Source organism: Mesorhizobium sp. 131-3-5 (genome assembly GCF_016756575.1).
Lineage (GTDB): Bacteria > Pseudomonadota > Alphaproteobacteria > Rhizobiales > Rhizobiaceae > Mesorhizobium > Mesorhizobium jarvisii.
The window spans coordinates 4,002,437-4,023,907 of sequence record NZ_AP023254.1; the positions used below are offsets into that span (position 1 = coordinate 4,002,437).

The 21,471-nt window shown below is 62.4% G+C and carries 21 protein-coding genes; 13 read left to right on the top strand and 8 right to left on the bottom strand.

From position 1 onward, the window contains the following. Positions 1-107 precede the first annotated feature (107 nt). Positions 108-1,943 carry a PHA/PHB synthase family protein gene (locus JG747_RS19525; protein ID WP_064984205.1) on the bottom strand — a complete coding sequence of 612 codons (1,836 nt, stop codon included), beginning with the start codon at positions 1,941-1,943 and terminating at the stop codon, positions 108-110. Between JG747_RS19525 and JG747_RS19530 the strand changes: the two genes are divergently transcribed. The 8 genes from JG747_RS19530 (at position 1,931) to recJ (ending at position 9,232) form a co-directional block, all read left to right on the top strand. Beyond that, on the top strand, positions 1,931-2,437 hold the full coding sequence (locus JG747_RS19530; RefSeq protein WP_038652827.1) for a hypothetical protein: 507 nt from the start codon (positions 1,931-1,933) through the stop codon (positions 2,435-2,437). The genes JG747_RS19525 and JG747_RS19530 overlap by 13 nt on opposite strands. Positions 2,438-2,483: 46 nt before the next feature. After that, the gene (locus JG747_RS19535) at positions 2,484-3,701 is read left to right on the top strand and encodes an LL-diaminopimelate aminotransferase (protein WP_019858471.1); all 1,218 of its coding nucleotides are present in this window, start codon (positions 2,484-2,486) and stop codon (positions 3,699-3,701) included. A 38-nt stretch (positions 3,702-3,739) separates the two neighbouring features. Beyond that, the gene (locus JG747_RS19540; RefSeq protein WP_019858470.1) at positions 3,740-5,053 is read left to right on the top strand and encodes a homoserine dehydrogenase; all 1,314 of its coding nucleotides are present in this window, start codon (positions 3,740-3,742) and stop codon (positions 5,051-5,053) included. A 123-nt stretch (positions 5,054-5,176) separates the two neighbouring features. Next, entirely contained in the window at positions 5,177-5,536 is a 360-nt protein-coding gene (locus tag JG747_RS19545; protein WP_038652824.1) for a hypothetical protein, read from the top strand. Between the two features lie 70 nt (positions 5,537-5,606). Beyond that, a complete protein-coding gene (locus JG747_RS19550; RefSeq protein ID WP_080643948.1) occupies positions 5,607-5,774 on the top strand; it encodes a Thivi_2564 family membrane protein in 168 nt (55 codons plus the stop codon). 203 nt (positions 5,775-5,977) lie between these two features. Further along, positions 5,978-6,961, top strand: a complete 984-nt coding sequence (glpX, locus tag JG747_RS19555) for a class II fructose-bisphosphatase (RefSeq protein ID WP_019858467.1) — start codon at positions 5,978-5,980, stop codon at positions 6,959-6,961. A 73-nt stretch (positions 6,962-7,034) separates the two neighbouring features. Beyond that, positions 7,035-7,259 carry a DUF6434 domain-containing protein gene (locus JG747_RS19560; protein ID WP_019858465.1) on the top strand — a complete coding sequence of 75 codons (225 nt, stop codon included), beginning with the start codon at positions 7,035-7,037 and terminating at the stop codon, positions 7,257-7,259. Positions 7,260-7,453: 194 nt separating this feature from the next. Continuing rightward, positions 7,454-9,232, top strand: coding sequence for a single-stranded-DNA-specific exonuclease RecJ (gene recJ, locus JG747_RS19565; RefSeq protein WP_446720595.1), 1,779 nt, complete (start codon positions 7,454-7,456; stop codon positions 9,230-9,232). 23 nt (positions 9,233-9,255) lie between these two features. Here recJ and JG747_RS19570 read toward each other — a convergent pair whose 3' ends face one another. The 4 genes from JG747_RS19570 to folE form a co-directional block, all read right to left on the bottom strand. Then, positions 9,256-9,813, bottom strand: coding sequence for a dihydrofolate reductase family protein (locus JG747_RS19570; protein ID WP_038647180.1), 558 nt, complete (start codon positions 9,811-9,813; stop codon positions 9,256-9,258). A gap of 155 nt (positions 9,814-9,968) precedes the next feature. Then, positions 9,969-10,940, bottom strand: coding sequence for a patatin family protein (locus JG747_RS19575; RefSeq protein WP_027046896.1), 972 nt, complete (start codon positions 10,938-10,940; stop codon positions 9,969-9,971). 85 nt (positions 10,941-11,025) lie between these two features. Then, a complete protein-coding gene (hisI, locus tag JG747_RS19580; RefSeq protein ID WP_202362316.1) occupies positions 11,026-11,484 on the bottom strand; it encodes a phosphoribosyl-AMP cyclohydrolase in 459 nt (152 codons plus the stop codon). A gap of 111 nt (positions 11,485-11,595) precedes the next feature. Beyond that, complete coding sequence (folE, locus tag JG747_RS19585) at positions 11,596-12,231, bottom strand: GTP cyclohydrolase I FolE (RefSeq protein ID WP_019858459.1); 636 nt, start codon at positions 12,229-12,231, stop codon at positions 11,596-11,598. Positions 12,232-12,471: 240 nt separating this feature from the next. Between folE and JG747_RS19590 the strand changes: the two genes are divergently transcribed. Next, a complete protein-coding gene (locus JG747_RS19590; RefSeq protein WP_202359849.1) occupies positions 12,472-12,918 on the top strand; it encodes an iron-sulfur cluster assembly scaffold protein in 447 nt (148 codons plus the stop codon). 305 nt (positions 12,919-13,223) lie between these two features. On the opposite strand, the gene JG747_RS19595 is transcribed toward JG747_RS19590, so the two are convergent. Next, the gene (locus tag JG747_RS19595) at positions 13,224-14,141 is read right to left on the bottom strand and encodes a LysR substrate-binding domain-containing protein (RefSeq protein ID WP_019858456.1); all 918 of its coding nucleotides are present in this window, start codon (positions 14,139-14,141) and stop codon (positions 13,224-13,226) included. Between the two features lie 334 nt (positions 14,142-14,475). On the opposite strand from JG747_RS19595, the gene yidD reads away from it, so the two are divergent. Both yidD and blaOXA read left to right on the top strand, forming a co-directional pair. After that, positions 14,476-14,850 carry a membrane protein insertion efficiency factor YidD gene (gene yidD, locus JG747_RS19600; protein WP_027046894.1) on the top strand — a complete coding sequence of 125 codons (375 nt, stop codon included), beginning with the start codon at positions 14,476-14,478 and terminating at the stop codon, positions 14,848-14,850. Positions 14,851-15,558: 708 nt separating this feature from the next. After that, complete coding sequence (gene blaOXA / locus JG747_RS19605; RefSeq protein WP_202359850.1) at positions 15,559-16,386, top strand: class D beta-lactamase; 828 nt, start codon at positions 15,559-15,561, stop codon at positions 16,384-16,386. 4 nt (positions 16,387-16,390) lie between these two features. On the opposite strand, the gene JG747_RS19610 is transcribed toward blaOXA, so the two are convergent. Continuing rightward, positions 16,391-17,227: an SAM-dependent methyltransferase gene (locus JG747_RS19610; RefSeq protein ID WP_202359851.1), complete on the bottom strand. Its 837-nt coding sequence runs from the start codon at positions 17,225-17,227 to the stop codon at positions 16,391-16,393. A 268-nt stretch (positions 17,228-17,495) separates the two neighbouring features. Between JG747_RS19610 and thrS the strand changes: the two genes are divergently transcribed. After that, complete coding sequence (gene thrS / locus JG747_RS19615; RefSeq protein ID WP_202359852.1) at positions 17,496-19,472, top strand: threonine--tRNA ligase; 1,977 nt, start codon at positions 17,496-17,498, stop codon at positions 19,470-19,472. Between the two features lie 82 nt (positions 19,473-19,554). Further along, positions 19,555-20,493: a lysophospholipid acyltransferase family protein gene (locus tag JG747_RS19620; RefSeq protein WP_202359853.1), complete on the top strand. Its 939-nt coding sequence runs from the start codon at positions 19,555-19,557 to the stop codon at positions 20,491-20,493. Between the two features lie 2 nt (positions 20,494-20,495). Here JG747_RS19620 and JG747_RS19625 read toward each other — a convergent pair whose 3' ends face one another. Then, on the bottom strand, positions 20,496-21,458 hold the full coding sequence (locus tag JG747_RS19625) for a hypothetical protein (RefSeq protein WP_019858448.1): 963 nt from the start codon (positions 21,456-21,458) through the stop codon (positions 20,496-20,498). Positions 21,459-21,471: the final 13 nt, after the last annotated feature.

The following is a 21,471-nucleotide window of genomic DNA, read 5'->3' on the forward strand; positions in this document are numbered from 1 at the left end:
CCTGGAAGTATTTTTGCAGTGATTGCCGAATTATGGCTGCTTGACGGTTGACGACACCATTTCGCCCGCTTTTGCCGGGCCGTCAACTCACCACACATTACAGTCCGTTACACACGCACCTTCACATAACTGCCGGGAGCATCGCCCAAGGTTTTCATATGCTTGCCGGGTTTGCGGGCAGGCACGCGGGTGTTGTCCTTGGCCTCGATCCAGCCTTGCCAGTGCGGCCACCACGACCCGGGATGCTCTACGGCCTTGGCAATCCATTGGCCGAAATCGCCTTCCGGTTTGCCGCCGGTCCAATACTGGTACTTGCCGGAGGCGGGCGGATTGACGACACCGGCTATGTGGCCCGATCCCGCCATCACGTAGTCGACCTTGCCGCCGAAATATTTCGAGCCGAGGAAGACGGACAGCGCCGGCGCGATGTGATCTTCCCGCGAGGCGAGGTTGTAGATCGGAATGGTGATATCGCCGAGCGAGACCGTATGCCCGGCCAGCTCCATCGTGCCGCGCGAGAGGTTGTTCTCGAGATAGCAATTGCGCAGGTAGAAGGAATGGTTGGCTGCCGCCATGCGGGTCGAATCGGCATTCCAGTAGAGCAGGTCGAAGGGCAGGGGGTCCTTGCCGCGCATGTAGTTGTTGACGACATAGGGCCAGATCAGGTCGCCGGAGCGCAGCATGTTGAAGGCGGTCGCCATCTTGGTGCCGTCGAGATAGCCCTTCTCGTTCATCGATTTCTCCACCGCCGCGACCTGTTCCTCGTCGACGAAGACCTTGAGGTCACCGGCATAGGTGAAGTCGACCTGCGTGGTGAAGAAAGTGGCTGACTTGATGCGGTCGTCGCCTTCCCTGGCCATCAGAGCCAGCGCGGCCGCCAGCAGCGTGCCGCCGACGCAGTAGCCGATCGCGTTGACATCCCGCTCGCCGGTCGCCTCCGCGATCGTGTCGAGGGCGTATTGCAGGCCTTCCCTGATATAGGCTTCCCACCCCTTCGCGCCGTGGCGCTCGTCCGGATTGATCCAGGAGATCACGAAGACGGTGTGGCCCTGCTCGATGGCCCAGCGGATGAAGGATTTCTGCGGGTTGAGGTCAAGTATGTAGAACTTGTTGATCCAGGGCGGGCAGATCAGCAGCGGGCGCTTCAGCACCGTCTCGGTCGCCGGATCATACTGGATGATCTCGGCGACATCGCTGCGGCCGACCACCTTGCCGGGTGTGGTGGCGATGTTCCTGCCGATCTCGAAAGGCGAATAGTCGGCCTGGCGCAGTTTCAGGTCGCCCTTGCCGGCGGCGATGTCCTCGGCCAGCATCTTCATGCCGCGCACCAGGTTCTCGCCGTTGGAAGCGACGGTCTCGCGGAAAAGTTCGGGGTTGGTCAGGATGAAATTCGACGGCGAGATGGCATTGGACACCTGCTTGACGTAGAAGCTCGCCTTGTGGCGGGTGTGCTCGTCGAGACCTTCGGCGTGCTCGACCAGTTCGGACGCCCAGCGCGAGGTGACGAGATAGGCCTGCTTGAGGAAATCGAAGAAGGCGTTGCGGCCCCATTCCGGATCCTGGAAACGCTTGTCGCCGCGCTCCGGCTTGATGGCGTCGTCTTGGCCTTCGGCGTTGGGGCTGACGCGCTGGATGGCGTTCGCCCACACGGTCATGTAGCCGGCGAACAGCCGCGTCTGCGCTTCGAGCGCGCGCTGCGGGTCGGCGAGCCAGTATTCGCTCAGCTTGGAAAACGTCTTGACCATGTCGACGACTGGTTCGGCGACGTGGTCGCGCACTTCGCCGCGCTCGCGCGGTTCGGCCCAGGCGGACGCCGCCTTGCCGGCCTGCTCGATCATGCGCGCCATGTTCAACGCGAAGCGCTCCGGATCCTTCACCAGATATTGCTCGACGGTCGAAGGCTCGTCATCTTCCGTTTTGCCCGAATCGGGTGTTTTGGACATGGTTCGCGGGGTTCCTCCCGAAGCGTTTTCTTGACATATTAACATGGGACATCCGACAGGGTCCAATCTCGCTCTACCTCGGCTGCCAAGGAAACAATATGACGATTAATATTGGCGAGACTGTTTTTTTTGATGCCGCACGCTTTTGCCGCATCGGCGCGGCGATCGTCCTTTTGGGGATCGCCGGGTGTTCGAGCACGAATACCGGCGCTCCGGTGCCGATGGCCGAGAATGCAGGTCCAAAGGATACCGGCACCTTTCCGAACCTCAACATCCCGCCCAAAGTGGCGAACAAGCAGCTCACGCCAGCCGAGACGAACGCCAAGCTCGCCGAACTCAAGGCTGACGGCGCCGCGCAGGGCGCCAAAAGCAGCGGCGGCGCTGCGGTCGCCAATCAGGCGGCACTGGCGGACCTGGCCGCGAAACATGGTCCCCAGGCGCTGAAGCAGATCGAAGGCAAATGCGATCCCGCCCTCGACCCTACCTGCAAATGAGTATATAGCGCGCGCCCAATAGCCCCTTTTGCTGTCTGGAACTGCCATGGAAGAGTTTCACAAGGTCCGCCGGCTTCCGCCTTACGTGTTCGAGCAGGTCAACCGGCTCAAGGCCAGCGCCCGTTCGCGCGGCGCCGACATCATCGACCTCGGCATGGGCAATCCGGACCTGCCGACGCCCAAGGCCATCGTCGACAAATTGTGCGAAGTGGTGCGCGATCCGCGCACGCATCGCTATTCCTCCTCGCGCGGCATTCCCGGCCTGCGCCGCGCCCAGGCCGCCTACTATCAGCGCCGCTTCGGCGTGAAGCTCAACCCCGACACGCAGGTGGTGGCCACGCTCGGCTCGAAGGAAGGCTTCGCCAACATGGCGCAGGCGATCACCGCGCCTGGCGACGTCATTCTGTGCCCGAACCCGACCTATCCGATCCATGCCTTCGGCTTCATCATGTCGGGCGGCGTCATCCGTTCGCTGCAGGTCGAGCCGGACGATGGTTTCATTCCAGCGCTGGAGCGCGGCGTTCGCCACTCGATCCCGAAGCCGCTGGCGCTGATCCTGAACTATCCGTCGAACCCTACGGCGCTGGTCGCTTCGCTCGACTTCTACAAGGACGTGGTGGCGTTCGCGAAGAAGAACGACATCATCATCCTGTCCGACCTTGCCTATTCGGAGATCTATTTCGACGGCAACCCGCCGCCTTCGGTGCTGCAGGTGCCGGGCGCCATCGATGTCTGCGTCGAATTCACCTCGATGTCTAAGACGTTCTCCATGCCCGGCTGGCGCATGGGTTTTGCCGTCGGCAATGAGCGGCTGATCTCCGCGTTGACCAGGGTGAAGTCCTATCTCGACTACGGCGCCTTCACGCCGATCCAGGTGGCGGCGGCCCATGCGCTCAACGGCGACGGCGCCGATATCGCCGAGGTGCGCGAGGTCTACCACAAGCGCCGCGACGTGATGGTCGATTCCTTCGGGCGCGCCGGCTGGAACATTCCAGCTCCCGCCGCCTCGATGTTCGCCTGGGCGCCGATCCCCGAACCGTTCAAGCATCTGGGCTCGCTCGAATTCTCCAAGCTGCTCATCGAGCACGCCGATGTGGCGGTGGCGCCCGGTGTCGGCTTCGGCGAACATGGCGACGATTTCGTGCGCCTGGCGCTGGTCGAGAACGAGCACCGGATCCGCCAGGCGGCGCGCAACATCAAACGCTTCCTGTCGACCAGCGCCAAGCAGCCCAACAATGTGGTGCCGCTGTCCGCCCACCGGTAAGCAAAAATTCGATCTGGTTTTGAGGGACGTCGCCTTCCATGGCTGAAGCTCTGCGTGTTGGAATTGCCGGACTTGGCACGGTCGGTGCATCGGTGGCGCGGGTGCTGCGCGACAAGGCGGCCGAGCTGACCCGGCAATGCGGGCGCGACATCGTCGTGTCGGCGGTTTCGGCGCGCGACCCGAAACGCGACCGTGGCGTCGATGTCAGCGCCGCAAAATGGTTCGACGATCCGGTCAAGATGGCGCAGACGGCCGAGATCGACGTGTTCATCGAACTGATCGGCGGCGACGAGGGGCCGGCGCGCCTGTCGGTGAAGGCCGCGCTCGAAGCCGGCCGCCACGTCGTCACCGCCAACAAGGCGCTGCTCGCCAAGCATGGCGTGGCGCTGGCCGAGATCGCCGAGAAGAAGGGCGTGCTGCTCAACTACGAGGCGGCGGTGGCGGGCGGCATTCCCGTCATCAAAACGATGCGCGAGGCGATGGCCGGCAATTCGGTCAATCGCGTGTTCGGCATTCTCAACGGCACCTGCAACTACATCCTGACCCGCATGGAGGCCGAAGGCATCTCGTTCGATGCCTGCCTGAAGGACGCGCAGCGACTGGGTTACGCCGAGGCCGATCCGACCTTCGACATCGAGGGTCACGACACCGCGCACAAGCTGTCGATCCTGACCAGCCTTGCCTTCGGCACCAAGATCGCCGCCAACGACATCTATATGGAAGGCATTTCCAACATCACCCAGGCCGACATCCGCGCGGCCGGCGATCTCGGCTACCGGATCAAGCTGCTCGGCGTTGCTCAGCGCACCGAAAGCGGCATCGAGCAGCGCGTGCATCCGACCATGGTGCCGACCGCTTCCGTCATCGCGCAGGTGCATGGCGTCACCAATGCGGTGGCGATCGAGACCGACATTCTCGGCGAATTGTTGCTTTCAGGCCCCGGCGCCGGCGGCAACGCCACTGCCTCGGCCGTCATCGGCGACATCGCCGACATTGCCAAGAGCCGGCCCGGCTTCCAGCATGGTCCGGTCTTCGGCCTGCCGGCGAAGGAGCTCAGGCCCTACAAGAAGGCTCAGATGCGCAGCCATGCCGGCGGCTACTTCATCCGGCTGACGGTGCATGACCGCATCGGCGTCTTCGCCGCGATCGCCAAGCGCATGGCCGACAACGATATTTCGCTGGAATCGATCGTCCAGCATGCTGTCAGCGGCGAGGCGGCGGCGCAGAAGACGGTGATCCTCGTCACCCACGAGACCACCGAGGCCGCCGTGCGCAAGGCCGTCGACGGCATCACCAAGGACGGTCACCTGACCGACAAGCCGCAGGTCATCCGCATCGAGCGGGCAGGGTAGCTTCGTCCCGGGGTAACAATCCCCGCCGGCGTTTCGGTCGACCCGATGGCGATCAGCCCCAACTGGGCGGAACGAATTCGTTGCGGCGCCGTTCTCTTGGTCAGCAACCAAGGGAGCCGCTTCATGGCCGATACCAACAAGTCCGACACCCCAGCCATCGACGATATCCAGAAAACGCTGGAAAAGCAGATTGCTGAACTGCGCAAGGAGATCACCAAGATCAACAAGAGCATTTCGGCAAGGGGCGCGGAAATGCTCGATGATGCCAGCGAACAGGCTTCGGATTTTTATGAGACGGCTTCGGCACGCGCGTCGCGCACAGCGCAGCAGCTGCGCAGTCAGGCCCAGGCGGTTTCGGAAGTTGCGCGAGAAAACCCAGGCACGACGACCGCCGTGATCGGCGTGATCGGCCTGCTCGGCTTTCTGGCCGGGATTGCCGTCGGCCAGTCGATGAGCAACGACACGTCGCGCCGCTGGTATTGAGTGCGCCGGCCTTGAGCCGGCTTTGCCGGCTCGTCTTCCCGTTTCAGGAAATCATTTGAAGGAGGGCGTCGTGGCTTCATCCGTGTTGATCGGCATCTTGATCACATTCCTTGTCATTATTCTCGTTCTCTATCTCGTGCAGCGCCTGCCGCTCGACGCCAGGATGCGGCAGATCGTGCAGGTCATCGTCATCATCATCGGCATCATTTCGCTGCTCAGATATCTCGCGGTTTTCTAGATCGCGAGAGCCACCTTTTTTGCTTCTTCAAGGCGGCCCGGTCGTTTCCGACCGGGTCGCGATCGTGTCGGAAATGCGGTTCAATCGATTGATATTGCTGGCCTTTCGATAAAACGTTCGGCAGGTCTTGCCGTTGTCATGCTCGTTTGACAAAACAGGCCCGCCTCCGGCGGGAGGCGTATGCCAACGAGGATTTGCCGAACATGAATGTGGCCCAGAACATCGTCGCCGGCCTTGACCGGATACTCACCATGGAACTGGTGCGCGTCACCGAAAGGGCCGCCGTGGCCGCCGCCAGGCTGCGCGGCCGTGGCGATGAAAAGGCTGCCGACCAGGTCGCTGTCGACGCCATGCGCCAGGAACTCAACCGCCTTGCCATCAAGGGCACGGTGGTGATCGGCGAGGGCGAACGCGACGAGGCACCCATGCTTTATATCGGCGAGGAGGTCGGCACCGGCAAAGGACCGGCAGTCGACATAGCGCTCGATCCGCTCGAAGGCACGACGATCTGCGCCAAGAACCTGCCCAACGCGCTTGCCGTCATCGCCATCGCCGAGAAGGGCAGTCTGCTGTTCGCGCCAGACGTCTATATGGACAAGATCGCCATCGGTCCGGGCTATGCCGAAGGCGTCATCGACATCGACGCGTCGCCGGCCGAGAACATCGCGAGTCTGGCGCGAGCCAAGGGCGTTGCGGTTTCCGACATCACCACCTGCATCCTCGACCGGCCGCGCCATGCCAAGCTGATCGATGCCGTGCGCGCCACGGGAGCGGCGATCCGGCTGATCGGCGACGGCGATGTCGCCGGCGTCATCCACACCACCGACCCGGAGGAAACCGGCATCGACCTATATCTCGGCACCGGCGGTGCGCCGGAAGGCGTGCTGGCCGCGGCCGCATTGCGCTGCACCGGCGGCCAGATGCAGGGCCGGCTGATCCTCGATACGCCGGAGAAGGTCGCGCGCGCCGCCAAGATGGGCATTTCCGATCCGAAGCGGGTCTACCATGCGGAAGACATGGCGCGCGGCGACGTGCTTTTCGCGGCCACCGGCGTCACCGACGGCAATATGCTGGCCGGCGTCAAGTTCGGCCGCACCTATATCACCACCCACACCATCGTGCTGCGCTCGTCGTCACGGACCGTCCGCGAGATCAAGGCGCGGCACCAGGATCTGGATAAGTTCTAGGCCTGCTTGCGAAGCCGCACCGCAGTTGCTAGCCCTTGGCTGCATCTGAACCCTGGCGGCGCAAGGATTGACGATGAATGCGTTCGACTGGCACGCGGATCCGATTTCGCGTGCCACGCCCATCACGAAATCCTATCGCAACACCCAGAATGTGCGCCGCTTTTTCACGCGCGAATGCGGCGATACGTTCAGGTTCGATCGGACTTTCATGGCCTGGCTCAAGGACGGCCGGGAAAAGACGATGGGGGACGCGGCCGACGAATGGATCCGGCGCCAGGCTGAAAAGCGGAAAGCGTAGTTTTTCTTGAACTCTCCTGCGACGCCACCCGCCGCGAACCGCCTGGTTCTGCCTGTCTTTGGCCCTAAAGCGCGTCGCGTTCAAGCGCAGCACTTTAGGCTGTTGTTCGCGCATGTCGTTAAGCCCAAAACCGCTGCCCATTTTTGGGCGACATGCTCTATCCTGCGGCCAACCATGAATTGGCAAAGCGCATAATGGGCGAAAGGCGCCTATTCCTCGATGTCAGGCAGTCGGCGACCGGTCTCTCCTGGGAGCACCGGCTGACCGAACGGCAGGACATGGTCGCGCTTGCCATCGCGCAAGGTCATGGTGTGCCCGACATCGTCGCGCGCGTTCTGGCCGGACGCGGCGTTACCGCCGACGAGACCGAGCGGTTCCTCGATCCGACGATCCGCGACCTGTTGCCCAATCCGGCGTCGCTGACCGACATGGACAAGGCCGCCACCCGCATCGCGGCGGCGGTGATGGCGAGGGAAAAGGTAGCGATCTTCGGCGACTACGATGTCGACGGCGCCGCCTCGTCGGCCTTGCTGAAGCGGTTTCTGGCGCATTTCTCCATACCGTCGGAAATCTATATTCCGGACCGTATCTTCGAGGGCTACGGCCCCAATCCCGATGCCATGCGCGAACTCGTCTCGCGCGGCGCCACGCTAATTGTCACCGTCGATTGCGGCACCAACAGCGCCGTGTCCGTCGATGCCGCCAACGAAACTGGCGCCGATGTCGTGGTGCTCGACCACCATCAGGTCGGCGGCGCGTTGCCGGCGGCGATTGCGGTGGTCAATCCAAACCGTGACGACGATCTTTCCGGGCAGGGGCATCTGTGCGCTGCCGGTGTCGTCTTCCTCGCCCTAGTGCAGACCGCGAAAATCCTGCGTGGCCTGAGCGATGTCGCGCCGCCCGATCTGCTGTCGCTGCTCGATCTCGTTGCGTTGGCGACCGTTTGCGACGTGGTGCCACTCACCGGCGTCAACCGTGCCTTCGTCGTCAAAGGGCTGCAAATGGCGCGCCAGCAGAAGAATGAAGGCTTGGCCGCATTGGCCCGGGTATCGCGCATTGGCGAGCCGATCAGCACCTTCCATCTCGCCTATCTGATCGGGCCGCGCATCAATGCCGGCGGGCGCATCGGCGATGCAGCACTTGGCAGCCGGCTGCTCGCGACGGACGATCCGGTCGAGGCGCGGACCATCGCCGAGACGCTCGACCGGCTGAACCAGGAGCGGCAGTTGATGGAACAGGAGATGCTGGCCGCAGCGCGTGCCGAAGCCGATGCCGAGCTTGCCGGCGGCAGCGGCCCGGCGATCGTCGTCACCGCCAGCAACAACTGGCATCCCGGCATTGTCGGCCTGCTCGCCTCGAGGCTGAAGGATCATGCGCGCCGGCCGGCTTTCGCCATTGCCTTCAACGCTGTGGGCATCGGTACCGGTTCGGGCCGATCTGTGTCTGGCTTCGACCTCGGCCGGCTGGTGCGCGAAGCCGCCGATGTCGGGCTGATCGTCAAGGGCGGCGGTCATGGCATGGCGGCCGGCATCACGGTGGAGCGCGCCAGGCTGGGCGAACTCAGGGCGTTCTTCGAGGAACGGGCGGCTGCCGACGTGTTTCGGCTGCAGAACGAGGAGAGCCTGGCGATCGACGGCGCGCTGGCAGCCGAAGGCGCGACGCTCAGCCTGCTCGACGCGCTGGAAAAGGCCGGCCCTTTCGGCGCCGGCCACGTCGCGCCGGTTTTCGTGCTGCCGCGCCATAAGCTCGCCGACGCCCGGCCGGTCGGCACCAACCATATACGCTGCGAATTGCAGTCGGACAGCGGCGGCCGCATCCAGGCGATCGCCTTTCGAGCCGTTGATACGGTGCTTGGTGAATTCCTGTTCAAGAACCGGGGCAAGAGCGTGCATGTCGCCGGCTCGCTGTCGGGCAATTACTGGAACGGCAACCGCACGGTGCAATTCCGGATTGTCGATGCGGCGCGGGCGTAGCTGCGCCCCCGGGGCCACAGCATTCAGCTGGCCGGAGCGTAACGCATTAGCGTCACGTCCTGGGGCAGGCTTTCCGTGCCAAGCGGTTTCAGCGTCAGCGACAGGCCGGACTGGAAGTACGGCTTGCCGCCCCCCAGCACGACCGGGTGCATGTACAGCCGGTATTCATCGATAAGCCCTGCTCGTGCCAGACCAGCGGCAAGGTCTGCGCCGCCGAGGATGACGAGGCCATCCGTCTCTGACTTGAGCGATCTCACCGCGGTCTCGGCATCGCCATTCACCAGCCGGGCATTGGGCCCGACCTGCCGAAGCGTGGTCGAGAAGACGATCTTCGGTGTCTCTCGCCAGGCGCGGGCAAAGTCCCGCTCGACCTCGGTCGCACCGGTCTCGCGGTCTGGGCTGTCCCAGAAGCGCATCGTCTCGTACATCCGCCGCCCAGCAAGTACGACTGAGGCCCGCCGCATCATGTCATTGAAATGCTGATGCAATTCTGTCTCAGGTACCGGCAGTGCGATGTCCTCGTCCGATCGGGCGATATAGCCGTCCAAAGAGGTGAGCATGGAATAGACGATTTTGGCCATCGGTGTGCCTCCGTATAGTAGGCACAGACCAGCATAACCAATTGCGTTTTGCAATCGGTTATGCTGGTCATGGCGGATCGCCGCCGCGCTTCAAAGAGCGGCATCGCTCCGTCGATGGGACGCAATGCACGGTGCTTTTCAGAGGGTAGCTGGCCTCAGGCGAGAACGGTCTGCAGCCGGGTCAGTTCGCCGATCTGGGCCATCGTCGCCTGATAGCCGAGTTGGATTGCCTCGTCGGCGCGATGGAATTCGGTGAGGCCGATATGGCTGAGCTTGGGCTGCAGCGACATGTCGGGCGGATCGCCGGCCAGCCTGGCGCGCGAAATGCGGTCCTGGATGATGTTGAAAGCCTCGACCATGACACCGGTGATGCCGAGGCGGGTCTGATGCGACTGGTGCTCGGCGTCGACACGGCCGGCGCGCGGCGCGTCCTTTTCGACAACCAGTTCGCCGGCGCTGTGTTTGATCACGGCGGCGCGGCCGAACAGGTCGTAGTGAAGGTTGACCGCCACGACGAGCGGCTGCTCGTAGGCGCGGCAGACCGATACCGGCACCGGATTGACCAGCGCGCCGTCGACCAGCATGCGGCCGTTGCAATTCACCGGCTCGAACACGCCAGGCAATGCGTAGGACGCGCGCATTGCCGTGATCAGCGAGCCGTGCGACAGCCAGATCTCATGACCGGTGCGGATTTCTGATGCGACGCTGACGAAGGGTTTTGGCAGGTCCTCGAACCGGACGCCCGCCACATGCTCGCGCAGACGGGCATCGAGCTTCATGCCGCCGAACAGGCCGCTGCCGCGCAGATTGAGATCGAGCAGGCCGAAAATGCGCCGCTTGGTCAGGCTGCGGGCGAACTCTTCCAGCTCATCCAGTTTGCCGGCGAGATAACAGCCGCCGACCAGCGCGCCGATAGAGGTGCCAGCGATCATCGAGACTTCGATGCCGGCTTCATCGAGCGCGCGCAGCACGCCGATATGAGCCCAGCCTCTGGCGCAACCGCCGCCCAAAGCGAGCGAAATGCCTGTTTTCTTGGGAGATTTCGTTTCGGACGCGCCGCCGGAAGAGGTCAGGCCGTTGGCCTCCCTGACATCTGGTCTGCTACGCAATGACGCCCACTCGAGCATCATGATCTCCCTTGTCCCAACATCATTCATATCAGAAGGATGTTTGAGAATAGTGAACATGAGTGGTTTGTGAATATGGAATGGTTCACAGAGGCTTCCGATACGTGACTTCCGCATCGAACAGCGGCTTGCTGCCGTCGTCAACAAGCGTTCCCTTGCCTTCGACAAGCCCCACCGTCCGATAGAAGCATGAACGCCGGCCGGTGTGACAGGTTGCGTCGTGGCCCAACACTTTGACGCGCAGCCACAATGCATCCTGATCGCAGTCGGTGCGCATCTCGACGACATGTTGGAAATTGCCGGAGGTTTCGCCCTTCTTCCAAAGCGTGTTGCGCGAGCGCGACCAGTAGTGGGCGATCCCGGTTTCCAGTGTCAGCGCCAAGGCCTGCGCATTCATATGCGCGACCATCAGCAGCATGCCGTCTTCGGCATCGGTGACGACGACGGTGACAAGGCCGGCGGCGTCGAAGCGCGGCGAGAACACCGCGCCTTCCTCCAAGGCCCTCTTGTCTGATGGGGTTTTGGGAAATTCCAGTGCCGACATCGCCGGTGTATCTTCCTGTTTGACCATAATCTCTGGACAAACGTTTTCGTTTGTCCGCGAAAACCGATCCGCGTTTGTCGGGATCATGGCCTAGCGATATCGGCCTAGACGTTATGCCCCGCCGCCGCGAACCATGGTGACGAAACGAACCTGCTCCTCGGGCGTGTCCTTGAAAACGCCGGTGAAGGTGGAGGTGAGGGTGGTGGAGCCCTGCTTGCGGATGCCGCGCATGGCCATGCACATGTGCTCGGCCTCGATCATGACGGCGACGCCGCGAGGGTTGAGCACATCCTGGATGACGCCGGCGATCTGCGCGGTCAGTGCTTCCTGCGTCTGCAGGCGATGGGCGAAGATATCGACGACGCGCGCGATCTTGGACAGGCCGACGACCTTGCCATCCGGCAGGTAGCCGACATGTGCCTTACCGATGATCGGCACCATGTGGTGCTCGCAATGCGAATGGAACTGGATGTCCTTGACGATGACGAGATCGTCATAGCCGGCGACCTCCTCGAAGGTGCGGCCGAGTTCCTCTGCCGGGCACATGTCGTAGCCGCCGAACATCTCGCGGTAGGCCTTGGCCACGCGCTTGGGTGTGTCGATCAGCCCCTCGCGGTCCGGATTGTCGCCGGTCCAGCGCAGCAATGTGCGCACGGCGGCCTCGACCTCGGCTTCGCTCGGCCGGTCGGTGACCGGCTTTTCCATGTAGGCGGCCTGGGGCATGAGTTTCTTGATGACGGCATCCATAAAAGGCGTCTCCCGTAGTTCCTCTACAAGGAGGAACGAGTTGAACGGACCACGACCTTTCGGTGTCGGAAACTCGCCCCGTTTCCAGCCCCGTAAGCGGCGTGAACTTCCCGGCCAGGACACTGGCGCTCATCGCCTTGTCGTTACCGGACTGCCAGCATTATATAAGGTCGTAGCGAGCGAAAGGAAGACGCAGCAGCGGCAATCGCTGTTCGCTTGGCGGCGACGGATTGGAAAATAATGATCAACGATGTCTACAACGCGAAAATTCTCGGTTTTGCCGGAAACATCGCCCGCATCGGCCGGCTCGATCATCCGGACGCGACCGCCAAGGCGCATTCCAAGCTGTGCGGTTCGACCGTTACCGTCGATCTCAAGATGGCGGACGGGGTGGTCACCGACTTTGCCCATGACGTGAAGGCCTGCGCGCTCGGCCAGGCGTCATCCTCGATCATGGCGCAGCATGTCGTTGGCGCGAGCGCCGAGGAATTGCGCACGGTGCGCGACACCATGCTGAAGATGCTGAAAGAGAATGGCGCGCCGCCGGAAGGGCGCTTCGCCGACCTCAGATATTTGGAGCCGGTGCGCGACTACAAGGCACGGCATGCCTCGACCATGCTGACCTTTGACGCCGTGGTAGACGCCATCAGCCAGATCGAGAAGAAGCGCGCCGAACAAGCGGCCTGATCTTGCCATTTTCCGTTCTCGCGATGCGCGGACTTCGCGGCAGCCCGCGACACCGACCCTTCCGTGGCGTGGTGTTCGTCTGGTGCCTTGCCGGTGCACTCATGTCGGGCTGCGGCTCGAGCCGGGCCGACGTGGCAGTCGCGCGGGATATCAACGACTATCTCATGAAGGCCATCCAGGCCTGTTGGGCCACCCGGCACAGGACACAACGGGCGGGCCTCCGGCAGTCGGGATAAAACGACATCGACAAGTTTCTCGAAAAAAACAAGCAGGCAAAGTAGCGGGGGCCTCGGCCCGGGACCGGCCTAGACCTTTGCTTCCAATGTCTGTCTGCTTTCAGCAAATTCACTTCGGACCCAGTCGGCGAACGCGGCGGCCGGCTCGGAAAGCTCCTCCAAGCTCCTGGCAACAAGCCAGTAGCCGCCGGATGCAACGTCGATGTCGAACGGCTTGATCAGTGCGCCGGTTTCGAGCTCGTTGCCGATCTGCAAGAGATCGCCCAGCGCGACGCCATGTCCGAGCAGGGCGGCCTGCTTTGAGAGCGATATATCCGCCAGCAGCGGCCCCCGCGCGGGCACGGCATCGGCCGGCACGCCGGCGGCTTCGAACCAGCGCGTCCAGCCCTGGCGATTTTCCTCATGCAAAAGTGTGTAGCGGGCAAGGTCGATTGGCTTCTCGAGGGGAGGGCCCGAGGCGAGCAGCGCCGGCGACAAAACCGGTGAATCGACTGTGGAGGCAAGCCGCTCTGCCTGGCTGCGGGGCCAGGAAGTTGCGTTGGCGCTGAAGCGCAAGGCAAGCTCAGGTTGATCGCTGCGGAATTCGATCAGCCTGGCATCGACTTCGAGGGACACGTCGATATCGGGCCGCAGCTGGCGAAACCGGTTGAGCCGAGGCACCAGCCAGACGGAGGCAAGCGACGGCTCGACGCTGACACGAACCACGGACTGCGCCGGCGCTGCCACCAATTCGCCGAGCAGCCGATCGATGGCGTCGAAACTTGTGACAAGCTGATCAAGCAGCCGGCGGCCGGTGTCGGTCAGTTCGACGCGGCGATGGTGACGTTCGAACAAGGGCTGGCGCAGGAAGGTTTCAAGTTCGCGGATCTGGCGGCTGATCGCCGCCTGGGAAACGAAAAGCTCCTCGGCGGCCTTGCTGAAGCTAAGGTGCCGGCCCGCCGCCTCGAAACTCCTCAATGCCGTCAAAGGCAGCCGCCCGCGCTTCATTCGCATAACCCAGGATTATCCGAAGTGGAAATTATACTCGTTTGAAGGGCAAGGCCAGCGGCGGTCTAATCGCGTCAAAGGAGACCGACCATGATCCAGTTCCTGAGCATCTTTGGCGATGTGATGCGGGTCGCAACGTTCCAATGGCGTGACGAAAGACACCACGCAAAGTGTGGCGAAGAGCCTGTCCGCCACGGCCGCTGGGCGCCTCCGGTTGACAGGCTGCCGTCTCGTCGCTGCCGCCCATGACGGCGCAGGGGACACGGGGCGGGGATTGCGTTCTCCCCACGAAGCTCACATCTATCGCGGAGAAGCACGCGATACGGAGACTGCGGTGCACGACCCGCATGGGCAGGCCCATACTGTCAGACCGCCAGGGCGCGGGCGCAATTGGCCCGGCCCGTGGCGCAAGACGCCCGGCCGTGTCCTCGGCACGTCTTTCGTGCGGCTTTACCAGCTGACGCTTTCCGGTTTTGTCGGCAATTCCTGCCGGCATGTGCCGACCTGTTCGGAATACGCGCATGAGGCGATCGCCCGCCATGGCCTGTGGGCCGGCGGCTGGATGGGGTTTTTCCGCGTGCTGCGCTGCGGACCGTTCGGCACGCACGGCATCGATTTGGTTCCGGAAGTGCTGGCGGACCGTTATGTCTGGTTCATGCCCTGGCGGTACTGGCGGATCGGCCGGAAACGCGGCAAAGCCCAGGCCTGACGGTGGCCTAACTTCAAAGTCGGACTATTTCGTACCATTCAGCATCATGCTGGGTCGCCGTTTTGATACATGGAATCCTCCAACCACGACGCGACTTCTGTCCAAAACCAGTTGCCGATAAAGCGATCGTCACAGGCGAGGCCCAGTCATTTTTTTATATTCTCTCCAGATTCTGATTGCCATATACTATGTAGCGCTCATGATGGTATATCAGATACATAATAATAAACAAAACAACAGTGAAGGCGACTGTTCCAACTAAAGATAGTATGAATTCTATCGGGTGTTTTTCGAATTTAATCCAGCTGAATTTATCTCTTATTTCTCCAGATGCCAGCGCTGATGCTGATATGCCGATCGTGTACCCGATCAGGCTCGTTAACGCGATATAGGCTATAACTTTTTTCCAAACACTCATGGAGAGCAAGGCCATAATTTCATTTCTGATCGGCATTCGAGCAGTCGACGCAGACATTGTCCAGACGGGTTAACCGGCGACGATATGAGCTCCTCAGATTTGAAGTGCAACACGCGTTGAATTAACGCGTGTTTGATGGGCCAGCATTATACGGATATCGATTTGAGGGCAGATTTTTAGAATTCGGTAGGGTTAACGCAAGCCTGCACAAAGACTGCGCATTTGAGACAAAATCGAGACAAGAGACCTCGCTAAGTCCGCTGGCGAACACCCTACTGGAGCGAGCATCAATGCGTAACATCGACCGTCTTCCCTTTATCCTGGCTGGAGTCCTCTTCCTGCTCGCCTGGCTGCTGGGGTTCCCGATGCGCGCGCAATCTGCGCCGCTTGGGGATGTGCAGTGCACACTGATCGCCGAAGCGGCGAGCGGCAAGGTTCTTTATCAGGACGGCACCTGCGACCAGCGGTTCAGCCCGGCCTCGACGTTCAAGGTGCCGCTTTCGCTGATCGGCTATGACGCCGGTATCCTGAGCGACGAGCACACGCCGAGCTGGGACTACAAACCCGAGTTCGCGGCGGTGAAGCGGGACCAGAAGACAGTCGACCCGACGATCTGGGAAAAGGATTCGATCCTCTGGTATTCGCGTGAACTCACCCGCAAGCTTGGACCGCAGAGCTTTGCCGGCTATGTCTCGAAACTCGACTACGGCAACAAAGACGTTTCCGGTAATCCCGGCAAGAATGACGGGCTTACCCATTCCTGGGTCAACTCCTCGCTCAAGATCACGCCGGTCGAGCAGGTCGATTTCCTGCGCAAGCTTCTGGCGCACAAATTGCCGGTCTCGGCCAAGGCCTACGACATGACGTCAGCCATCATCCCGACATTCCAGGCCGGAGGCTGGACGGTGCAAGGCAAGACCGGCAGCACGAGGCTGGCCAATGATGCCGACGAGATCAGGGATAAGCGTTCGCTCGGCTGGTTCGTCGGCTGGGCGAAAAAGGACGGACAGCAGATTGTCTTTGCCCGCCTGGTCGTCGATGCCACCCGCATTGATATGCCAAAAGGTCTCAAGACGCGCGCGACGTTCCTGAAAGACCTGCCGCTGCTGGTGAAGTAACCCGTCAGGCGGTTCGGCGCGCGCGGATGATGTGGCCGCCGGAAGTGTTTGTCATTCCCTTCGGGGCTTTGGAAAAGCGAGCGGCGATATCGCCGCTCTCGATATCCTCGATCTCGTCGAAGCCGAGCTCGCCCAGGGATTTCGCCAGCTCGGCCGGAACGAAGAAGCTGATCCATGGCTCCCCGACAGATGCGACGCGGGCTGCGTGGAAGGCCAGCGCAGCCTGTCCCGCCGTATCGCGGTTCTCAGCCGGCTCGCTGTAGTCGAACACGACCTCCGAGCCGGGAAAGCCTGCGATCCAGGACAATGTGTTGAAGATCGCTTCCTTCTTCAGGTAGGGCACGACCCCCAGCCAGATGAAGAAACTCGGCTCGCTCGACCGCAAACCGGCGGCAGCCAGTTCGGTGGAGAGACGCTGCCGCTCGAAATCGACCGGCACGAATCTGGTGGCGGTTGGCTCGGCAAGTCCGCTATCGGCAATGCATTTGCGTTTCCAGGCTTGCGTGGCCGGGTGATCGACTTCGAACACGCTGAGGTCGGGATACGGATTGCGCAGCGAAAACGTATCGAGGCCGGCGCCAAGCGCGACGAGTTGGCGGACACCGCGACGCACCGCCGCCGCCAGCCAGTCCTCGGCGAAGCGGGCGCGTGCTGCCACGAACAGGCGCATGCGCCGGCGGCGCTCGTCTTCCTGCTCAAGCTCGCGCGCCGCGGGAGCGGCTTCACCCAGAATCGCGATCGCGTAGGGATCGCGAAACAGCCCCGCCTGCGGTGAAAATTGATGCAGGGCCCTCATGCGGGCGACGCCAAGGGCGGTTCGGCTGGGTGTTGCGTTTTCCATATCGACAATTCCAGACGATTGCGGGGATGTTCGCAAGCCTGAGCGGTGGGCTGCGACATCTCTGCCGACATTTCCTGACGGCCGGCCAGCCAGCACTCTTTACCTGGCCCGGCACTGCCTCTAAAACCCGCGCGCTGCCGTTTGTCCATGTGATTGGCGCATCCGGCTTTATCTTGTGCATGTCGCAACCCCAGGACTGTCATACACTTTTGGGCGACATGCATTTCAACCACCCGCGCTCGTTTGCGGGACTGGATAGGAGAACCATATGCTGAATTCCGTTTCCCTGACATTTCCCGACGGCTCCGTCCGCGACTACGACGCGGCGATGACCGGCGCCGGCCTTGCCGAATCGATCTCGAAGTCGCTGGCCAAGAAGGCCGTCGCCTACGCCATTGACGGCACCGTGCGCGACCTCTCCGACCCGCTCGGCAAGTCCGGCAAGGTCGAGATCATCACCCGCGACGATGCGCGCGCGCTTGAGCTTATCCGTCACGACACCGCGCACGTGCTGGCGGAGGCCGTGCAGGAATTGTGGCCGGGGACGCAGGTGACCATCGGGCCAGTGATCGAGAACGGATTCTACTACGACTTCGCCCGCAACGAGCCGTTTACGCCGGACGATTTTCCGGTGATCGAGAAGAAGATGCGCGAGATCATCGCGCGCAACAAGCCGTTCACCAAGGAAGTCTGGTCGCGCGACAAGGCGAAAAAGGTCTTCGCCGACAAGGGCGAGCGCTACAAGCTTGAACTGATCGACGCCATTCCCGAGGATCAGGACCTCAAGATCTACGCGCAAGGCGACTGGTTCGACCTCTGCCGTGGCCCGCACATGGCCTCGACCGGCCAGATCGGCAACGCCTTCAAGCTGATGAAGGTGGCCGGTGCCTATTGGCGCGGCGATTCGAACAACCCGATGCTGACACGCATCTACGGCACGGCCTGGGCCGACCAGGCACAGCTCGAAGCCTACCAGACGATGCTGGAGGAGGCCGAGAAGCGCGACCACCGCAAGCTCGGGCGGGAGATGGACCTCTTCCATTTCCAGGAAGAGGGGCCGGGCGTCGTCTTCTGGCACGCCAAGGGCTGGAAGATGTTCCAGAACCTGGTCAACTACATGCGCCGCCGCCTCGACGAGCAGGGCTACCAGGAGGTCAACGCGCCGCAGGTGCTCGACAAGAGCCTGTGGGAAACGTCAGGCCATTGGGGCTGGTATCGCGACGCCATGTTCAAGGTGACGGTCGCCGGCGACGATACCGACGACGACCGCGTCTTCGCGCTGAAGCCGATGAACTGCCCGGGCCACGTACAGATTTTCAAGCATGGGTTGAAGTCTTATCGCGATCTGCCCGTAAAACTTGCGGAATTCGGCAATGTGCATCGCTACGAACCGTCGGGCGCGCTGCACGGTCTCATGCGCGTGCGCGGCTTCACGCAGGATGATGCGCATATCTTCTGCACCGAGGAGCAGCTGGCGTCGGAATGCTTGCGCATCAACGATCTGATCCTGTCGACCTATGCCGATTTCGGCTTCGACGAAATCAGCGTCAAGCTGTCGACGCGGCCCGACAAGCGTGTCGGCACCGACGAGGCCTGGGATCATGCCGAGGCGATCATGGGCAGCGTGCTGGAGACGATCAGGACGCGGTCCGGCAACCGGATCAAGACCTCGATCAATCCGGGCGAGGGCGCTTTCTACGGGCCGAAGTTCGAATATGTGTTGAAGGATGCCATCGGCCGCGAATGGCAATGCGGTACCACGCAGGTCGATTTCAACCTGCCGGAACGCTTTGGCGCCTTCTATATCGGCTCGGATTCGGAGAAGAAGCAGCCCGTCATGGTACACCGCGCCATCTGCGGTTCGATGGAGCGTTTCCTCGGCATCCTGATCGAGAATTATTCCGGCCATTTCCCGCTGTGGTTCGCGCCGCTGCAGGTGGTGGTGGCAACGATCACCTCGGAGGCGGACAGCTACGCGACCGAGGTGGTGGCAAAGCTGAAGGCAGCCGGGCTGCTGGCGGAAGCCGATCTGCGCAACGAGAAGATCAACTACAAGGTTCGCGAACACTCGCTAGCCAAGGTGCCCGTCATCCTCGTCTGCGGCAAGCGCGAGGCGGAGGAACAGACGGTCAACATACGCCGGCTCGGCTCGCGCGACCAGGAATCGCTTGGCCTTGCCGAGGCGATCACGCGACTGACCGAAGAGGCCGTTACACCGGACCGCAGGCGCAAACGCGCGGCCTGATCCGATAGTTCCCAGGAATGGCGGTGGAGCGATCCACCGCCATTTTCATATCCCTGTCACGCCAACCTTGTAACGAGCACTCATGCTCAAGCTGAAGACGCGCGAAAAACCGTTTCCCGAGCTTTCCTATGCCAATCCGCGACAGCCGGCGCTGACGCGCTGGGTCATTCATTCCATTGAAGGCCTGTCGGGGCGCGACCGCTATGCCGCGCTCTATGATTTCTGGCGCCGCCAGGTGGTGCCATCAGGCGAGCGCGTGTTCAGCCGCATGCTCGACTTGATCGATGTGCGGATACGCACCGCCGACCAATGGCCGCCCGCGCCATTGCCGGACACACCGCTGGTGATCGTGGCCAACCATCCGTTCGGCATTGGCGACGGCATTGCCGTGCTGTCGCTGGCGGAGCAGTTGGGGCGGCCGTTCCGGGTGATGATCCACAAGGATCTGCTCAAGATCCGCGAGATGGAGCCCTATTCGCTGCCGATCGACTTTTCCGAGACCAAGGAAGCGCTGAAGAACAACATGGCCGTGCGTCACGAGGCGGTGCGGCTGCTGAAGGAGGGTGTCACCATCGTGGTATTCCCCGCCGGTGGCGTCGCCACCGCGCCGAAAGGCTTTGGCCGGGCGCGCGACCTGCCATGGAAGATGTTCCCGGCGCGTCTGGTGCAGGAGGCCAAGGCATCCGTCATTCCGATGCATTTTTCCGGACAGAATGGCAGGCTGTTCCATTTGGTCAGCGGGCCGATGAACATGGCCGAGCGCGATGGCCGCGTGGCCAAATTCGTCGGCAAGGCTTCGCTGACGCTGCGGCTTTCGATGCTCATCCACGAATTCGCGCGGCTTTCCGGCAAGGCGATCGACGTGCGCGTCGGCGATGTGCTGAGCTGGAGCGAGTTGGAGCCGCTGCGCGATCGCAAGGCATTGCTCGAGCGTCTTTACCGCGGTGTGTTCGACCTGGCGCCGCAAGTGCCGCGCCGCCGGATTCCGTTCCTGCCGGCGCGGACGAAACTGGCCGCCTGAGGCTAGTCCGCGCCTTCTTCGGGGTCCATGGCCGCGGCTTCGGATGCCAGAACCTCGATTTCCTGGTTCTGCCCGGCCACGACCGTGAAATCCTTCTGGTAGATACGGTCGCGGTTCTTGGCGATGATGGTGTAGTCGCCCTCGGCAAGCACCATCGAGGCGAAGGCGCCGACGGTCTCCTTGATCGGATCGCCGGATTCGTTGAGCAGCGACCATGACGTGTCGGCGATGGCTTCGCCACCGGCTTCGCGCACCAGCTTCATGGTGATCTCGGCGGCGTGATGCTCGACGGTGGCTTCGGTCAGCTTGCCGGCCTCGACGCGGATGTCGGAGCGGATCACCGCGTTGACCGCACCATAGGTCGAGACGACATGGTAGATGCCGGCATTGAGCCGCACGACGCTGTTGGGCTCGACATCGGGAATGATCAGCGCGCGGTCGCCATTGGCCTCGGCGGTGCCCTCATAGATCGAGAAGCGCAGTTTTTTCGGCGGAATGCGCACGCCGCCGGACAGGACCGCGTCGAGCTTCAGGCCGCCGGCATCGAGTACCAGGCTTTCCCGCTTGGCTTCCTTGCCGACAGTGATGCGCTTGGTGGCGCCGGCGCGGCCATAGGAGGCATGGACCAGATAGCTGCCGGGCTCGAGTTGGAAGACGGCGCTGCCGCCATGCGCGGAGGCGACCATCGGCAATTTGCCGTTGACGGGCTCAGGCTTGAAGACACGCCATACGAGGCCGCGGGTGATGTCGGTGCCCTTGTCGGTCAGCTGCGCCGACAAAGTGATGGCGCCACCGCCGCCAAGCGCCAGCGGGGCTTCGCTCTTGGGCGTCGCATAGCTCGATATTCCGGGGAGTTTCAGGTCGCCCACGCCATCCTTTTGCTGCGCAGCAGCCAGGGAGACCGGCAGCAGGAACAGCGCGGCGCAGAGCCAAACCAGGAAAAGACGCAGTCGCCCCTCAAACATGCCTTGCGTTGAA

Excerpts from the sequence above, each read along its gene's own strand:
- JG747_RS19525 (WP_064984205.1), bottom strand. The coding sequence starts at position 1,943 with ATGTCCAAAACACCCGATTCGGGCAAAACGGAAGATGACGAGCCTTCG.
- JG747_RS19535 (WP_019858471.1), top strand. The coding sequence starts at position 2,484 with ATGGAAGAGTTTCACAAGGTCCGCCGGCTTCCGCCTTACGTGTTCGAG.
- JG747_RS19540 (WP_019858470.1), top strand. The coding sequence starts at position 3,740 with ATGGCTGAAGCTCTGCGTGTTGGAATTGCCGGACTTGGCACGGTCGGT.
- JG747_RS19545 (WP_038652824.1), top strand. The coding sequence starts at position 5,177 with ATGGCCGATACCAACAAGTCCGACACCCCAGCCATCGACGATATCCAG.
- glpX (WP_019858467.1), top strand. The coding sequence starts at position 5,978 with ATGAATGTGGCCCAGAACATCGTCGCCGGCCTTGACCGGATACTCACC.
- JG747_RS19560 (WP_019858465.1), top strand. The coding sequence starts at position 7,035 with ATGAATGCGTTCGACTGGCACGCGGATCCGATTTCGCGTGCCACGCCC.
- recJ (WP_446720595.1), top strand. The coding sequence starts at position 7,454 with ATGGGCGAAAGGCGCCTATTCCTCGATGTCAGGCAGTCGGCGACCGGT.
- JG747_RS19570 (WP_038647180.1), bottom strand. The coding sequence starts at position 9,813 with ATGGCCAAAATCGTCTATTCCATGCTCACCTCTTTGGACGGCTATATC.
- JG747_RS19575 (WP_027046896.1), bottom strand. The coding sequence starts at position 10,940 with ATGCTCGAGTGGGCGTCATTGCGTAGCAGACCAGATGTCAGGGAGGCC.
- hisI (WP_202362316.1), bottom strand. The coding sequence starts at position 11,484 with ATGTCGGCACTGGAATTTCCCAAAACCCCATCAGACAAGAGGGCCTTG.
- folE (WP_019858459.1), bottom strand. The coding sequence starts at position 12,231 with ATGGATGCCGTCATCAAGAAACTCATGCCCCAGGCCGCCTACATGGAA.
- JG747_RS19590 (WP_202359849.1), top strand. The coding sequence starts at position 12,472 with ATGATCAACGATGTCTACAACGCGAAAATTCTCGGTTTTGCCGGAAAC.
- JG747_RS19595 (WP_019858456.1), bottom strand. The coding sequence starts at position 14,141 with ATGAAGCGCGGGCGGCTGCCTTTGACGGCATTGAGGAGTTTCGAGGCG.
- blaOXA (WP_202359850.1), top strand. The coding sequence starts at position 15,559 with ATGCGTAACATCGACCGTCTTCCCTTTATCCTGGCTGGAGTCCTCTTC.
- JG747_RS19610 (WP_202359851.1), bottom strand. The coding sequence starts at position 17,227 with ATGGAAAACGCAACACCCAGCCGAACCGCCCTTGGCGTCGCCCGCATG.
- thrS (WP_202359852.1), top strand. The coding sequence starts at position 17,496 with ATGCTGAATTCCGTTTCCCTGACATTTCCCGACGGCTCCGTCCGCGAC.
- JG747_RS19620 (WP_202359853.1), top strand. The coding sequence starts at position 19,555 with ATGCTCAAGCTGAAGACGCGCGAAAAACCGTTTCCCGAGCTTTCCTAT.
- JG747_RS19625 (WP_019858448.1), bottom strand. The coding sequence starts at position 21,458 with ATGTTTGAGGGGCGACTGCGTCTTTTCCTGGTTTGGCTCTGCGCCGCG.